We start from the raw sequence: 16,208 nt of genomic DNA, 5'->3' as shown, positions 1-16,208 counted from the left end.
ATGATTTATGATAAGTATGTAAAAATGTCCGCAAAAAAGGAGAAACCCATGTTTGAGAAAGCAATTATCTTTGCAGCGAAAGCCCATTCCGGCCAGAAGCGAAAGGGAACCGATATCCCATTTATGATCCATCCCCTGGAAGTCGCCTCGATCGTTGCCGGCATTACGCCGGATGAAGAGATGATGTGCGCCGCGGTCCTCCACGATGTCATCGAAGACTGCAAAGATGTGACCGGAGAGGATATACGGAGGGAATTTGGGGACAAAGTAGCGGATTATGTCCTGATAGAGAGTGAGGACAAGAGCAGATCCTGGATTGAGAGAAAACGTCATACTGTGGACTTCTTAAAACACCGCGCCAAACGTCCTGCCAAAGTCATTGCCCTTGGGGACAAGCTTGCCAACGTCCGTTCTCTGGCCAGAGACTACAAGCTTCTGGGAGACGATCTGTGGCAGCGCTTTAATATGAAAGATAAGAATATGCAGGGCTGGTATTACAAAAGCATGATCGAGTGTTTTGAAGAGTTTTCTGATTATCACGAATACAAAGAGTACTGCTGTCTGGTAGAACAGGTATTTAAAGATACCATTGATATTGATATAGAGAACGAAAAAACAGGCGTGAGATAAATATCTCACGCCTGTTTTCGTTCTCTGAGCCCGATCCGTAAAGCAGCTATGCACCTGCTATCCCAAAGCCACATCCAGTACCATCATGATCAGGAATCCAACCATGACGCCCAGGGTTCCCGTGTGGGAGTGTTCCCCAAGGTGTGCCTCGGGGATCAGTTCTTCCACTACCACATAGATCATAGCTCCCGCGGCAAAAGACAAAAGCCACGGCATATAAGTTCCAAGTCCTTCCGCCGCCAGCACGGCCAGCACACCGAACACAAATTCCACCGCACCGGACAGTGCCCCGAACAAAAATGCCTTTCCTTTAGAAAAACCTTCTCTCCTTAGCGGAAGAGAAATTGCCGCCCCTTCCGGGAAATTCTGAATCCCGATCCCGATGGCCAGGGCCACAGCACCGCTGAATCCCACTCCTCCGTGTCCGCTTGCCACGGCGAAAGCCACACCGACAGCCATACCCTCCGGAATGTTGTGTAAGGTGACGGCAAGGACGAGCAGGGTCGTCCTTTTAAACGAGGAGGAAAGTCCCTCCGGATGTTTCTCCCCCAGATGCAGATGAGGCATCAGCCGGTCCATCAAAAGCAGGAAAACTCCCCCGAGGATAAAGCCTCCGGCAGCCGGTATCCAGCCTATCTGCCCATTAGCTTCTGCCACTTCGATAGCAGGGATGAGCAGGGACCATACAGACGCTGCGACCATAACTCCTGCGGCAAATCCCAAAAAGACCCTCTGCATATTTTCCTGCACATCTTTCTTTAAGAAAAAAACAGTGGCTGAGCCCAGGGCTGTCATCAAAAATGTAAATCCCGTACCTCCGGCCGCCCACTTTAAAGCTTCCATATATCCCACTCCTTTTCTTTTCGTTAAAAATAAACGGACATATTTCTATATTATATGCAATCTTGTGAAAACATATAGTCCTTTACTGAGTCAGTTTTATCAAAAGCTCCTCAAGTCCCGACAAATTTTGTATCACATAATGGGCACCGGCACTTTTAAAGGATTCCTTTACTTTTCTGCACACATCTTCTTTCTGCGCATCCGTCATAGTTTCATATTCCTCTTCTGTCAGTCCCATCTCTGAACTTCCTTCCACCACGCCCACAGAAATGACTCCCGCATGCCGTGCTTCTTTAATATCGGAAATCGTATCTCCGATCTTTACTGCATTTTTTACCGAAGAGACCTTTAATGCTTCCAGATTCTTAAAGATCATATAAGGATAAGGACGTCCGATGCCTCCTGTGGAATCCGGTGAAAACCATGCGTCAGGCTCATATCCCTGCTCCTTTGCACCTTTTGTCACGACTTCCATCATGGCATCCGTATATCCGGTAGTGGAACCGATCTTAATTTCATCCTCCCGGAGAAGTTCCACAGTTTCCGGCACATACGGCTTGAGTGTTGTAAACTGGTCCAAAATACTCATGAGTTTGGATTCAAAAAGGTCATACATCTGAAGTACGTGATTCTCGGAAGGTTCAGATCCATGTTCCTTCACCCACAGATCATGAATCCGCGGCATGGAAAGCATCGTCCTGATATGATCGATCTTCAGCATTCCCATAGGTTCTCTCACCTCATCCATCGTCGGTTCGATCCCAAAATGTTTAAACACTTCCACGAAAGCCTGCACCGGTGCAAAACATCCATAATCTACCGTTGTACCGGCCCAGTCAAAAATAACTGCTTCTATACATCTGCTCATTGTTTCTTCTCCTTTAAAAATTGCTCCATGATTTCTGAGAGTTTCTCAATATCCTCCGGGTATATTTCTCCGATGGTGCCGATGCGGAACGTCTCGGCTTCCGTCACCTTTCCCGGATATATCGCATACCCGCGCTCTTTGATATAATGATACATCTCACTGAACGTAAAATCTGCATCTTCCGGATACAAAAACGTAGTGATGACCGGACCCTGATGAGTGCCGTCAATATAAGGCAGCATGCCCATTGAGCGAAACCGTTCGATCAAAATACGGTTATTTTCCCGATATCGGGCCGCTCTTTTTGGGATTCCTCCTTCTGATTCCAGCTCTTTAAGCGCTTTTGCAAAGGCCAGGACCGTATGGGTAGGGGAAGTGAACCTCCATTTTCCATCCTTCTCCATCGTTTCCCACTGGTCATATAAGTCAAGAGACAGGCTTCTGGCGTTTCCTTTACTGTCTGACAGCTTCTTTTTATCGGCAATAATAAAAGAAAAGCCTGGGACACCCTGAATACATTTATTTGCGCTGCTTATGAGAAAATCAATGCCTAATTGTCCGACTTCAATGTCCACGCCTCCGAAACTGCTCATAGCATCGACAATCAATATCTTATTGTGTTTCTTCACCACAGAAGCAATGGCCTCAATATCATTGAGAATGCCGGAAGTCGTCTCACTGTGCACCATAGCCGCATGAGTGATTGCAGGATCTTCTCTCAGTATCTTTTCAACAACTGCTGCCCGGGGAACCTTTCTATAATCTTCCCGATAAATTTCATAAGGTATCCCTGCATGCTCTGCAATGTCCGCCATGCGCTCCCCATATGCACCGTTGGCAATGATCAAAAGCTTTCCGTTTTCATTTATCACGCTGGTGATCACGGATTCTACACCGAAGGTCCCGCTGCCCTGCATGAGGACGGCCGTATAGTCGTCCTCTGACACGTGAGCAAGGGAAAGCAGCTGCTTCCTTATCTTCTGGGTGATGTTTTTATAATCTTCATCCCAGGTGCAGTGATCGAAAAGCATCTCTTGTTTTACAGTGTCCGTGGTTGTAAGCGGACCGGGGGTTAATAGCTTATACTGGTTCATTTTTATACCTTTCTCTTATTTTGCTCTTTCTGATAATTTCTGATGTTTTTCCAGAAGATCCAAAGTCAGCTTTTCTTTAAATACTTTTGGATTTCCGGATTTGTTTTCACCTGATTCGTCTTCGCCATTATAAATCGGGATCGGATAAGTCCTGATCAAGTCTGTTCTTCCCTTTTTGATAATACACTCTGCCATCTCAAGGGCAAGCTTTTTCCTGCCGCTGTCTTTTTTGTCCACTACGGAAACACACTCTGTCAGAGAAAAGTTTCCTTCTTTCGGGTCTACATAATCAATCGGAAGACCGTCCTTTTTGTCTGCCACCGCCTGCTGTCTTAAACCGAATCCGATGGCCACTTCCCCTGCCCGGACCTTCTTGATCGGAGCGGAGCCTGAATCTTCGATGTGGTCTCCTGCATTCTGGTAAATATCATGGAGAATACTTTTTGCTTCCTTTTCCCCATATTCAGACACAAGACCCTGGATTAAAAGCCATGCGGTGGAAGATGCTTTAATATCCGTCACAGAAATAGATCCTTTATACACAGGCTTTGCCAGGTCTTTGATAGACTCCGGTTTCGGAAGTTTCTTCTCCTTCATTACTTCCGTGTTCAGGATCAGCGTTCCTTCCTGTGCCGTGATCGGAGACTCATATTTCTGAAAATCAGATTCCTTCTTTAAGTTCCTGTCGAAACCAAGATCCGCAAACATCTTGTTTTTCTTCTGGGCACTCTCAATATAGAAAGTGCTCATCGTCACCATATCGGCCTCTATATTTTTGCCCTCTGCGATCAGCTTTCCTCCCAGTTCTGAGGTTCCAAACGTCTGAAGAATATATTTCCCTTTGTATCCGTTTCCGTCCAGTGCTTTTTTCATTGCCTCCACAGCTTCGTCGTCCGCGTTGGAATAGATTACTACCTGCTCATCCTGTTTTTTGGCGGAACACCCGGAAGTGAACACTCCGGTCGCTGTCAGAAGGGCAGCCATACACATCACCGATGCTCTTTTTAACCATGTCTTTCTCATAAACTTCTCTCCTTGTTTTTTCTAATATGTAATTTAAAGAATTGTCCAGCCGCTCCTCCTTCTGTGACCCCTGCAAGCTTGGTAAATGCAAACTTACCGATAATATTTGTCGCAAGGATTAAAAGAGAAAGCACAAATACTTCGTTAAATTTGTTATAATACTGCAGTTCTTTGATCTTTGTCGTGATGACCATTGTCCTGGCCCCTGCGATAAAGATGACCGCACTGATCGTCACCATGGCATTGATAAAGTAATAGCTGAATACCTCGATGATCGTACTCAATGCGTTGGGCGTTACGATCCTCAAAATGGTTTTTGCCCAGCTGTCTCCCATGAGCATCGCCGTTGTCTCCCATGAGGCGTTCATTTTCCCCAGAGAACTCTTCATCATCAGATAAGGCGTGGAAAAAAAGTGGACCACGTTGCAGATAATGATCAGCAAAAATGTATTTTGAAGACCGGTTCCTGTAAACAAGAACAAAAATGCGAGACCAAGTACCATTCCAGGAATCGTGTTCGTCACCAGGGCAATTCCTTCTATGATGTCTTTTGCCTTTTGACTGATCCTGCTCCTGGCTGTCACCAGCGCGCTTCCATATGCGGCTATGGTTCCGAGGGCAGCCGTGGCCGCAGCTACAAACAATGAATTTGTGTAGACATTGAAAAGGTTCGGGTCCTCAAAGACATTTCTGAAATTGTCCAGTGTAAAACTAAGCCTGTAGGGCCATTCTTCCACAAATGGAATTACAAAAATGACTGCAAATACAGATAAGACGCTGACGATCAGAAGAATACTGACCCCGCCGCATAAACCATCTCTGACTCTGTTCTTTTTCAGTTCGATCTTGGAAATCTTGTTATACCTAATCTGGTATTTCTCCAATATTTTTAAAACCGTAATGCTGACGACAGACGGCACAAGCATTACGACAGCCACTACCGCGCCGTTTTGGAAATTCGGTATGCTTCCGAGCATCTCGCTGTAAAGCAGAGATGCGATGGTCTTAAACTTTCCTCCCACTGCCGCCGGAATACCGAAATCCGTAAAACTCAAGAAAAAAGACTGAATCACGGATGCAGCCAGCGTTCCTAAAAGAGGACGAAGCACTGTCATTTTGAAATTTGCAAAGGCACTGTCACCCATCACTCTGGACACAACCATATACTTTTTATCTATGTAGCCCATCGTATTATTGATCAGCATGAATGAAATAGGCAGAGTATAAATGACGTAGCCCATCAAAAGACCTTTCATTCCGTAGATTTCAAACAGCTGCTTCCCGAACAGACGGGTCAGAAGCCCCTGTTTCCCGAAAGAGTATATGATCGCAAAGCCGTAGGTGATCGTCGGCAGAAACATGGGCAGCACAGCGGCTCCTTTTATCAATGTTTTGATCCAGTCCGGTATATTTGTATAGTGAATCGTACAGGCCAGGAAAAATGCCAGCAGGGTCGTAACTGCCGCGCTCAGTCCGGCAACGCCGAAGCTGTTTCTCAAAATCTCAAAAAAGTCTTTCCGCGCAAAAACAGACTGAAAATTCTGTAAGGTAAGTCCTCCTCCTTCTGTGGTAAACGACTTCATAAGAAGCTGTACCATCGGGACTGCTAAAAATGTAAGAAAGATCAGTGCGATCCCGGCAAATATGACTTTAATCTCTTTTTCTTTTCTATGTTTCATCTGATTTCTGCCGCCTTACGAAACAAGGCTTTCCTTTCCGGGCTGTATATTCAGCTGATTTTTAAACAGCGTAAAAATATTGTTTTTTTTGATCTCCAGCTGGTTCAGGATAAAATTCTTCACAAAGTCATTCCGGGGCGCGTTGACGATCTGTTCCGGCTCGCTGTACTGGGAAATCCGTCCCTCGTTTACAATCAGCACCCGGTCAGACAGAGTCAGCGCCTCTTCCGGGTCATGTGTCACGATGACAGTAGTCAGATGAAATTCCTTCGCGATCGTCTTAATTCTGTTTTTAATAGATTCCTTGATCACTCCGTCCAGTGCACTTAAAGGCTCATCTAAGAGAAGGATCTTGGGCTTCATGACCAAAGTTCTTGCCAGGGCCACTCTCTGCTTCTGTCCCCCTGAAAGCTGCTCAATCTTCTTCGGAAGATGTTCCTTCAGGCCAAGCAGGCCGATCAGTTCCTCCACCTCCTCTTTTGAAGAGATGTCCGGCTTGTTTTTCAGTCCGTAAGTAATGTTCTGATATACATTCAGATTCGGAAACAGGGCATAATCCTGAAACACGATATTGAATCCCCGTTTTTCCATCGGTGAATCAGTGATATCCTTTCCGTTAAACTCAATGCTTCCGCTGTCCGGTTCCGTGATCCCAAGGATCATATTTAAAAGTGTTGTCTTTCCGCAGCCGGACGGCCCCAGGATGGAAACAATCTCTCCATCCGGAATCTCCAGAGATATTCCGTCCAGCACCGTAGTGCCGTCATAGGATTTCTTTATATTTTGTAATTTCAGCATAAACTTCCATTCCTTTCTCAATCGATATCATCTCTTTGAACAAGACCAAGTCTATCACCGAAAGTTTGAATTCATTTGAACATCATGTTAAATGTTGGTAAAAAAACAGAAGGAAGATCCCTTGATAAAGATCTTCCTTCTATGAAAAAGTATTGAATCATTAACCCAGTATTTCTCTCAGATCACTTTCCGGGTCTGAAACAGGATGTATCCGGTATTCCTTTACCAGCATATCCAGTACGCCCGGTGATAAAAATGCCGGCAGTTTCGGTCCAAGATAAATATCCTTCATGCCGAGATAAAGAAGAGTCAGCAAGATACACACCGCCTTTTGTTCATACCATGACAGTACCAGGGTCAGCGGCAGGTCGTTGATCCCGCAGGAAAAGGCTTCTGCCAGAGCCTGGGCTGTTTTGACGGCACTGTATGCGTCATTGCACTGTCCCATATCCATGATCCGGGGCAGTCCTCTGATCTCTCCCAGGTCCATATCATTGAACCGGTACTTTCCACAGGCCAGCGTCAGGATGATGCTGTCTTTCGGAGTCTGTTTTACGAATTCCGTGTAATAACTCCGCTCCTTGTGTGCCCCGTCGCAGCCTCCCACAAGGAAGAAATGACTGATCTCGCCCTTTTTCACCGCATCCACGACCGTATCTGCCACAGACAGTACTGTATTGTGCCCAAAGCCGGTCACCGTGCTGCTGCCGCCGTTGATTCCTGTAAATTCTCTGTCTTCTGCATACCCTCCCAGTTCCAGCGCTTTTTCGATCACCGGGGTGAAATCTTTGTCCTCACCGATGTGAACCATTCCCGGATAGGAGACGACTTCCGTCGTAAAGACTCTGTCTGCATAGGACGGTTTTACCGGCATCAGACAGTTGGTCGTAAACAGCACCGGAGCCGGGATATGGTCAAATTCTTTCTGCTGGTTCTGCCACGCAGTGCCGAAATTGCCTTTCAGATGCGGATACTTTTTAAGTTCCGGGTAAGCATGGGCCGGGAGCATTTCCCCGTGTGTATAAATATTAATCCCCTTGTCTTCCGTCTGCTCCAGCAAAAGTTTCAGATCGTAAAGATCATGTCCCGTTATGACAATGAACGGTCCTTTTTCCACCTTAAAAGGAACGGATACAGGCTCTGGGTTCCCAAATGTTTCTGTGTTTGCCTTATCGAGAAGTTCCATACACTGTAAATTCACTTCTCCAAGCTTCAGTGCAAGTGATAAAAGCCGTTCTTTGGGAAGATCGTAGCCTATGGATGCCATGCCTTCATAGAAGAACCGGTTTACCGTCTGATCCGAATAGCCCAGCACCATGGCGTGATAAGCATAGGCTGCCATTCCCCTCAATCCAAACAAGATCAGGGATTTTAAGGACCGTATGTCTTCCTTCTCCTCCCAGAGTTTTTTCATCACATAGTCATCGTTTCTTCCGCAGGGTGAGGAACATTCCCCGCAGGAAGGCACTAATTTTTCCTTCTCCCTGTGCACCAGGCCGATCTGCTGCCGGATCGTCTCCGGGTTAAAATTTACATTGGTTATTGTCGTAAACAAGCCAGACAGCATGGCCCTGTCCGTACTGTCCAAAGGCCGGCTCCCTTCTGTGGAACGGGCAAGGCTAATCAAAGCTCCGGTCAACCGGTCCTGGAGTTCTGAAGTCTCTGCATCTTTCCCGCAGACCCCTGCTGCTCCTGTACATCCGCTGCATCCTGCCGTCTGTTCACACTGAAAGCAAAACATCTTTTTATCCATCGCTCTATCCTCCTGAAATTTCTTATATTTGAGTTTGTTCCTTGAGTATACAGGAGTGAGCCTTAAAAATCTGTTGGATATTCAACACTTTGTCAATTAATTTTCTTTGTCTCCATAAACATCATGAAAAATACTGCCAGAAGAAGTGCAGAACAGATCAGAACGGCATTGTGAGAAAGCACATTTCCTGCCACCGTGCCTGCTGCCGCACCTACTATGAAAAACAAAATAATCCCAAAGTATTTCAGGCTCCTGTTCAGCAGTTCCCGGTCTTTCGTCTGGAAATATTTAAACAGGATTTCCATTCCGCTTCTTAAGTTTCCTGTGCACATGGTCGTCGCATAGGCATTTCCGTGTACCTTTCGAAAGGTCTCCACCTGCATGGCACAGACAAAAGAAATGATCACATTGGCGATCATATCCGCTTCTCCCGAAGGGATAAAGGCAACCAGGCAGATCATCGCCGCTTCGATCATGACAATGATCTGTCTCCAATGGATTTTTGGATGCTGTTTAAAATACTTCTTGATGAGTTCCACCACAATGACTCCGGCCGCAAAGGCCAGAATAGGGATGGCGTAATGGACACCCCCCTGCCACTTTCCTTTTTGCAGGCTGATGCCCAGCAGTACGATATTTCCGGTCTGGGCATTGGCAAACACTCCGCCTCTGAAAAGATAACTGTACGCATCCAGAAATCCCCCGACAACTGCCAAAACGGCACCCAGCTGAAAAGCCTCGGACATCTGGATTTTCTTATGCTGTTTCACTGAATCTGCCTCCCTTAACCGCAGTAAAATTCCTGAAGAGCCCTGATCATATATTCTGTGTCCCTGGCTCCTGCCGTCTCATAGGCAGAATGCATGGCAAGCTGGGCAAGGCCGATATCCACGGCTTTTAACGATACACTGCCCGTCAGAATATTTCCGAGAGTTGAGCCTCCCGGCAAGTCTGAACGGTTGTGGAAGGTCTGATAAGGGACTCCGGCTATTTCGCAGATATGTTTCATCCTCGCACCGGAGTATGCATCCGTCGTATATTTTTGATTGGCACTGTACTTGATCACAATTCCTTCATTCATATACGGCCGGTTCGTAAGATCTGCCTTTCCGGGCTGGTTTGGGTGCACCGCATGAGCATTGTCCGCAGAGATCATGAAGCTCTCCGCCACGGCCATCCGGTACTGCTCCCCGGTTCTCCCCAGCGCCTCATTTACCCGCCACAAGACATCTTCTAAAAATGTAGATCCGGCTCCCTGTTTTGTTCCGCTGCCGACCTCCTCATTGTCAAATGCACAAAAGACATTCATATACTCTTTTCCCTCACTGTTGACAAAAGCCTGCAAAGATGCGAATACACACTGAAGGTCATCGAGCCTCGGTGCCGACATGAACTCGCCGTTTGCTCCCCATACAGTTCCCGGCATCCGGTTGTATAGGTAAAGATCTGTACCGAGGATATCTTTTTCATTTACACCCGCCTCGGATGCAGCTGTCCGCATAAATGCCTTTTCGGCTGTCTGGTCTCCGAAGACGGGAAGCATATGAATCTGGGGATTCAGTGTGTCATCCTCTGCTCCTCTTTTCATATGGATTGCCAGCCCTGGGATCATTAAGAGATCTTTCTTTATATGAATTAGCTTTTCCGTAAGTTTTTCCCCGTCTCTCACGATGATCTTTCCTGCCACAGAAAGTGGACGGTCAAGCCAGGAATCCATCAGCATTCCCCCATATTTTTCAGTGTTCAGTTTTGTATAATGCTTTTCCGCCTGTAATTCCACATTCTCTTTTATCTTAAAAGCAGGTGAGTCCGTATGGGACGCGGTAATATGAAACCCTTTTAATTTTTTCTCCGGTACGCAGAAAGCAGCCAAAGAAGAACCGTTTCTGCTGGTAAAATACTTACCGCCCTTTTCTACTTCCCAGGCCTCCTGCTCTCTCAGTTCCAGAAATCCATTTTCGGTCAACTCTTTTTTGATCTGCTCCACAGCGTGATAACTGCACGGACTTTTTTCAATAAACTTAAACAGCTGCCGGTTAATCTGATCTGACATGTTCTGCCTCCTTCTCAACTTATCTGTCATATGAAATCTTTTCTATCTATTTTAGCAAAACAGTGAATGAAAAGAAAGGTGTGTCGAACCTTCATTATGACTGCACATCCATATAAAGAAAAAAGACCCTTATGAGTTATCATAATGGGTCTTAATAATATTGATGAAATACTTACTTTATAACTGCAAACAGCATTAATATCATTACCGTTTTTTTGAGCATATTTGTCAGTAATTTTAGGTGTCCCTTCTGACACCGTGACTACTCCAAACGAATCAGAACCTGATTCGGCATATCTTGCCCTTAATCCGTATTTTCCAATGGAATAATGAAATTTAAGATGAAGCTTAGAGTCCGGATAAAGTTTATGTTCAACAACAACAATTGCTGTAAACATCCTGTTTCCAAATTTTTTCGTTCGTATAGTATTTTTTGTATATGATCCCGTTGATAATAGTTCGTGTTCCTTTTCATCTTTAAGCGTAATCGTTGTAGCTCCCCCATCTTTCAAAGTGTACTTTCCTTCAAAAATGGTTTCAGTATTTATGATATGAAAAAATCCATATCAGGATATTGATAATACAGATAAATCCTAAAATTATAGATACAGGTAAACACTTCATTACGTCAAAACCATTTGTAATCCAAATAACAACGATAAATGCAATTAAAAGAAAGGGGATAATTCTCCCCTTTTTGATATTTTTTGAAGATATATGATACTGAAAATAAACACTCAAAAATAATACCAATATATAAATTACTGGAAATAATAGATTCTCTTTCATATTTTTATTATTTCCTCCTTTTTTATAATTTTTCAATATAATTCTATTTTTTATAATTTATGTTATTATATTCCTTCAAATTCATCTTGTCAATATATATAACTATATCAACTACCATTAAATCTAATCCTCATAAACATAATCTAATAATATTTTATAACAAAAAAATAGCAGCCAGAAAGGCTCCTTTCTGCTGCATATTCTTTCGTTATAAAATCTTTAAAGCTCAGATCCCAGCCAGATGCCTTAAGGATGTCTTCAGCGCTTCCTGCTCCTGCTGTCCCATATCTTTCAACACGATCCTGTTGACCTCTTCCACTGTTTCCAGAATTGGTTCTTCCAAGTCATTCCCTTTATCAGTCAATATAATCTCTACAAAACGCCGGTCTTCTTTGCTGACTTTTCTCTTGATCAATCCCTTTTTCTCCATTCTCTCAAGAACACCTGAGATCGTAGAGTTTTCCAGCCTCAGTTCTTCTGCGATCTCCTTCGGGCTGTTTTTCTTCTTCACCCAAAGACAGTACATAACACCGTACTGTACCGGAGTCACGTCAAATTTAGAGAGCTGTGCGCTCATCTCCTGAAACACCGCGTGCTGGGCAGTGGTCAAAAGATAGTTGATACATTGATTCAATTCCATCCGTTCCTTTTCCCTCCTACACAAAACTACATGCAAACACTTCAAACTGTTTGCATACTATATATTTCATCATATCTGTTACAAAAACTTCTGTCAAGAAAACATACTATAATTTTAAGGCTTTTATCCTAAAGCAAAGTCATCCTTGTAAAGCATGAAAAGGGGATGCCATAATTGACATCCCTGAAAACTTAGGATTCATATTCCAAAAACAGACTATCTGAAAATCGCTCCGCTGACCACGAGTTTCTGGATCTCGTTGGTTCCCTCGTAGATCTGAGTGATCTTGGCATCTCTCATCATGCGCTCTACATGGTATCCCTTCATGTAACCGTTTCCTCCCAGCATCTGCACCGCCTCTGTTGTCACATGCATTGCCGCCTCTGTACAGAGGTATTTTGCCTTTGCGGCCGGAATAGAATATGGTCTTCCTTCCTGTTTGTCGGTAGCAGCTTTATAAAGCATGAGCTTTGCAGCGTCAATTTCCATTTCAAGTTCCGCCATCTTAAATGCAAGATACTGGTTCCTGTATAATGGTTTGCCGAACTGCTCTCTCGTCTTTAAGTATTCTTTTGCAATCTCAAATGCACCTTCTGCAATTCCAAGTCCCTGTGCGGCAACACCGATACGGCCTCCGTCCAGAGTCTTCATAGCCAGTTTAAATCCGTCTCCGGAAGGAACGATCATATTTTCTGCCGGCACCCGTACATTTTCCAGGATCATCTCTGAAACCTGCGCGGAACGGATTCCCATCTTGTCTTCCACTTTGCCCACTGAAAATCCGGGAGTTCCTTTCTTCACCACGAAACAGGACAGTCCCTTGGCTTTTTTCTCAGGTTCCGTCAGGGCATATACTGCCGTATAATCGGCTAAAGGTCCATTCGTATTGAAACACTTCATACCGTTTAATATGTACTCATCCCCGTCTTTTTCAGCAACGGTTACACATCCGCCCGCATCAGATCCCGCATTTGGTTCCGTGAGTCCGAAAGATCCGAAGTGCTGTCCGGACAATATCGGCGCCAGAAATTCATTCTTTTTCTCGACCGGAGCGTCAGAGTTCATAATGCTTCCTCCATATAAAGAAGTGGATACAGAATAAGAAATACCCACAGAAGCATCTACTTTAGAGATCTCCTCCACTGCCAATACATAAGACAGGTAATCGGCTCCCTGGCCTCCGACTTCTTTCGGATAAGGAAGTCCGATCAGTCCCAGTTCTCCCATCTTCTTATAGAGATCTACCGGAAATTCACTGTTGGCATCTCTCTCGAGCACTCCCGGCTGTAACTCTGTCTGAGCAAAGTTTCTTGCTGTCTCCTGAATGGCTGCCTGCTGTTCCGTTAATTCAAAATTCATAAATAATCACTCCTTTCACCAAACTTAACATAAATTTACCATTTTGTTTCCCTATATTTGCACACTAATATTTTGTAAGCTAAATATATCACCACTTGTGCATATTGTCAATAAACTTTTATAATCTTTTATAGAATTATACAATTTAAATAAAATATATTGATAAACCATTGACAAACATGCAAATATAGTCCATATTAGAAGCATAAATAATATTTTGTATCCTAAATATTTGCACGCCAATATGTTAATTTTCTAACAAGAGCTGATTAAGTGTAATGTATATGTCATTTCAAGGAGGATTTAGAATGAACAATTTATTAATGGAAGTAGAAAACGAGATCGCAGTAGTTACAATCAACAGACCAAAATCTTTAAATGCCTTAAACAGTGAGACATTAGCAGAATTAGACCAGTGCTTTTCCGAGATCTCCCGCCGCAAGGACATCAGAGTCGTTATCCTTACAGGATCAGGAGAAAAATCATTTGTAGCCGGAGCCGATATTTCTGAAATGGTCAATGCCACTCCTGCGGAAGGAAGACAGATGGGTCTGCTGGCAAAGGAAGCATTCCTTAAATTAGAGACAATGCCTCAGGTAACGATCGCCGCTGTCAATGGATATGCTCTCGGAGGCGGATGTGAGATCTCCATGGCCTGTGATATCCGTGTAGCCGCAGAAAATGCAAGATTCGCACAGCCGGAAACAGGACTCGGAATCCTCCCGGGATTCGGAGGAACACAGCGTCTCTCCCGCTTAGTCGGAAAAGGACGTGCAAAAGAACTGATCTTTACCTGTGACCAGATCGATGCCGAAGAAGCTTACAGGATCGGACTTGCAAACAAGGTAGTTCCTCAGGCAGAACTGATTGATTACTGCAAAAAGATGGCAGCTAAGATCATGTCCAAAGGAAGCTATGCAATCTCTCTTGCAAAAGAAGCGATCAACACAGGCATGGACACCGATTTAAGCAGCGGACTTACATTAGAAGCAGATTTATTCGGACTCGCATTTTCTACGGAAGATAAAAAAGAAGGCATGACTGCATTTCTTGAAAAACGCAAAGCAGATTTAAAAGATTTCTAAAATAAATGAAGGAGAAAAACTATGGGAAAAGTTAAGATTATTACAGCAGATCAGGCCGCTGCCCTGGTAGAAGATAATACAACCGTCACTACCAGCGGATTTGTTGCCAGCGGAATGCCGGAAGCCCTTACAAAAGCTCTGGAAAAAAGATTTTTGGAAACCGGTTCTCCGAAAAACCTGACTTTATTTTACGCTGCTGCCCAGGGAAACCGTGACGGAAGCGGTGCGGATCATTTTGCCCACGAAGGAATGACCAAACGTGTCATCGGCGGACACTGGAACATGGTCCCGACGCTTGGACAGCTGGTCCTTGATAACAAAATTGAAGGATACAATCTGCCGCAGGGCACTCTGGCACAGCTCTACCGTGCCATCGCCGGTCACAAACCCGGCGTGATCACTCATGTGGGATTAAATACATTTGCCGACCCGCGCATTGAAGGCGGCAAATTAAATGACATTACGACCGAGGACATCGTAGATGTGGTAGAAATCTTAGGAGAAGATAAATTACTATATAAATCTTTTCCGCTGAACATCGGATTCATCCGGGGTACATATGCTGACGAGCACGGCAACGTGACACTTTCCCATGAATGCTGTACAACAGAAGTCACAACCATGGCTCAGGCAGTGAAGAACAGCGGCGGAAAAGTTGTGGTGCAGGTGGAAAAGGTCGTCGCAGACGGTACCTTAGATCCAAAATTAGTCAAGATCCCCGGAATCTATGTGGATGCAGTCGTGGAAGTGGAAAATATGCAAGACCACGAACAGTGTGTAGGATGTGACTATGACGGTGCAATGACCGGAGACTTCCGTATTCCTTTAAGCAGCCTTGAATATCCTCCTCTTTCCGCAAAAAAGATCATCGGCCGGAGAGCTGCCATGGAACTGACGGAAAATACCGTGGTCAACTTAGGAATCGGTATTCCTGAATATATCTCTATGGTTGCCAATGAGGAAGGCATCGGAGATTATATGACTCTGACCGTAGAGGCTGGGCCTGTCGGCGGCGTGCCTCAGGGAGGAGCCAAATTTGGAGGTTCCGTCAATCCCGAATGTATTTTAGACCAGCCGTACCAGTTTGATTTCTATGACGGAGGCGGAGTTGACTATGCATTCTTAGGCCTTGCACAGGCAGATAAAGACGGAAACATCAACGTCAGCAAGTTCGGTCCGAGGATTGCAGGCTGCGGCGGATTTGTAAACATTACTCAGAATGCAAAACGCTGCTACTTCTGCGGAACCTTTACTGCCGGCGGTTTAAAAACGTCTGTAAAAGATGGAAAGCTTATCATTGATCAGGAAGGAAAATCTAATAAGTTCCTGGACACGGTAGAACAGATCACATTCAGCGGCGAATACGCAAATAAAGTCGGCCAGCCGGTTCTCTATATCACAGAGCGCGCTGTCTTTGAACTCAGAAAAGACGGTGTCTATCTGACAGAGGTTGCACCCGGCATCGATATCCAGACACAGATCATCGACCATATGGGATTCACTCCTAAAATGGACGGTACGCCAAAACTCATGGATGAAAGAATTTTCAGAGATGAGCTGATGGGCCTGAAACACGATTAACAATCCACAAATA

Annotated in this window: 15 protein-coding genes; 3 read left to right on the top strand and 12 right to left on the bottom strand. The window is 44.7% G+C overall.

The features are described from left to right. Positions 1 to 48 precede the first annotated feature (48 nt). The gene (locus P8F77_RS05830) at positions 49 to 630 is read left to right on the top strand and encodes an HD domain-containing protein (RefSeq protein WP_227052103.1); all 582 of its coding nucleotides are present in this window, start codon (positions 49 to 51) and stop codon (positions 628 to 630) included. A 57-nt stretch (positions 631 to 687) separates the two neighbouring features. Here the strand turns inward: P8F77_RS05830 and P8F77_RS05825 are convergent, their stop codons facing one another. The 12 genes from P8F77_RS05825 to P8F77_RS05770 all read right to left on the bottom strand — a co-directional run bounded on the left by P8F77_RS05825 (position 688) and on the right by P8F77_RS05770 (position 13,529). Then, the gene (locus P8F77_RS05825) at positions 688 to 1,473 is read right to left on the bottom strand and encodes a ZIP family metal transporter (protein WP_287518656.1); all 786 of its coding nucleotides are present in this window, start codon (positions 1,471 to 1,473) and stop codon (positions 688 to 690) included. Positions 1,474 to 1,555: 82 nt separating this feature from the next. Continuing rightward, the gene (gene phnX, locus P8F77_RS05820; RefSeq protein WP_287518654.1) at positions 1,556 to 2,341 is read right to left on the bottom strand and encodes a phosphonoacetaldehyde hydrolase; all 786 of its coding nucleotides are present in this window, start codon (positions 2,339 to 2,341) and stop codon (positions 1,556 to 1,558) included. Further along, positions 2,338 to 3,435: a 2-aminoethylphosphonate--pyruvate transaminase gene (gene phnW / locus P8F77_RS05815; protein ID WP_287518651.1), complete on the bottom strand. Its 1,098-nt coding sequence runs from the start codon at positions 3,433 to 3,435 to the stop codon at positions 2,338 to 2,340. The genes phnX and phnW overlap by 4 nt, the downstream gene beginning before the upstream one ends. Before the next feature lie 15 nt (positions 3,436 to 3,450). Further along, positions 3,451 to 4,458 (bottom strand): extracellular solute-binding protein, encoded by a 1,008-nt coding sequence (locus P8F77_RS05810; RefSeq protein WP_287518648.1) that lies wholly within the window; start codon positions 4,456 to 4,458, stop codon positions 3,451 to 3,453. Further along, positions 4,455 to 6,137: an ABC transporter permease subunit gene (locus tag P8F77_RS05805; RefSeq protein ID WP_287518645.1), complete on the bottom strand. Its 1,683-nt coding sequence runs from the start codon at positions 6,135 to 6,137 to the stop codon at positions 4,455 to 4,457. Before P8F77_RS05805 ends, P8F77_RS05810 begins: the two co-directional genes overlap by 4 nt. 15 nt (positions 6,138 to 6,152) lie before the next feature. Beyond that, positions 6,153 to 6,935, bottom strand: coding sequence for an ABC transporter ATP-binding protein (locus tag P8F77_RS05800; protein WP_148458854.1), 783 nt, complete (start codon positions 6,933 to 6,935; stop codon positions 6,153 to 6,155). A 160-nt stretch (positions 6,936 to 7,095) separates the two neighbouring features. Further along, positions 7,096 to 8,688 (bottom strand): hydroxylamine reductase, encoded by a 1,593-nt coding sequence (gene hcp, locus P8F77_RS05795; RefSeq protein WP_022261140.1) that lies wholly within the window; start codon positions 8,686 to 8,688, stop codon positions 7,096 to 7,098. Positions 8,689 to 8,780: 92 nt separating this feature from the next. Next, positions 8,781 to 9,458 (bottom strand): YoaK family protein, encoded by a 678-nt coding sequence (locus tag P8F77_RS05790; RefSeq protein ID WP_009288828.1) that lies wholly within the window; start codon positions 9,456 to 9,458, stop codon positions 8,781 to 8,783. A gap of 14 nt (positions 9,459 to 9,472) precedes the next feature. After that, the gene (locus tag P8F77_RS05785) at positions 9,473 to 10,741 is read right to left on the bottom strand and encodes a M18 family aminopeptidase (protein WP_287518640.1); all 1,269 of its coding nucleotides are present in this window, start codon (positions 10,739 to 10,741) and stop codon (positions 9,473 to 9,475) included. Positions 10,742 to 10,767: 26 nt separating this feature from the next. Further along, on the bottom strand, positions 10,768 to 11,253 hold the full coding sequence (locus P8F77_RS05780) for a hypothetical protein (RefSeq protein WP_024728145.1): 486 nt from the start codon (positions 11,251 to 11,253) through the stop codon (positions 10,768 to 10,770). Between the two features lie 503 nt (positions 11,254 to 11,756). Further along, positions 11,757 to 12,170, bottom strand: coding sequence for a MarR family transcriptional regulator (locus P8F77_RS05775; RefSeq protein WP_270431400.1), 414 nt, complete (start codon positions 12,168 to 12,170; stop codon positions 11,757 to 11,759). A 216-nt stretch (positions 12,171 to 12,386) separates the two neighbouring features. Next, positions 12,387 to 13,529, bottom strand: a complete 1,143-nt coding sequence (locus tag P8F77_RS05770) for an acyl-CoA dehydrogenase family protein (RefSeq protein WP_287518635.1) — start codon at positions 13,527 to 13,529, stop codon at positions 12,387 to 12,389. A 308-nt stretch (positions 13,530 to 13,837) separates the two neighbouring features. Here P8F77_RS05770 and P8F77_RS05765 point away from each other — a divergent pair, with 308 nt between their 5' ends. Together P8F77_RS05765 and P8F77_RS05760 are read left to right on the top strand one after the other, a co-directional pair. Then, positions 13,838 to 14,614 (top strand): enoyl-CoA hydratase-related protein, encoded by a 777-nt coding sequence (locus tag P8F77_RS05765; RefSeq protein ID WP_009288832.1) that lies wholly within the window; start codon positions 13,838 to 13,840, stop codon positions 14,612 to 14,614. Positions 14,615 to 14,635: 21 nt separating this feature from the next. Beyond that, a complete protein-coding gene (locus tag P8F77_RS05760) occupies positions 14,636 to 16,195 on the top strand; it encodes a CoA-transferase (RefSeq protein ID WP_009288833.1) in 1,560 nt (519 codons plus the stop codon). The last annotated feature ends 13 nt before the right edge of the window (positions 16,196 to 16,208 follow it).

It is taken from the genome of Anaerostipes sp. PC18, assembly GCF_039789045.1.
GTDB lineage: Bacteria > Bacillota > Clostridia > Lachnospirales > Lachnospiraceae > Anaerostipes > Anaerostipes hominis.
Note: the sequence above shows the minus strand (reverse complement) of the source record. Positions and strands in the feature narration are given on the sequence as shown.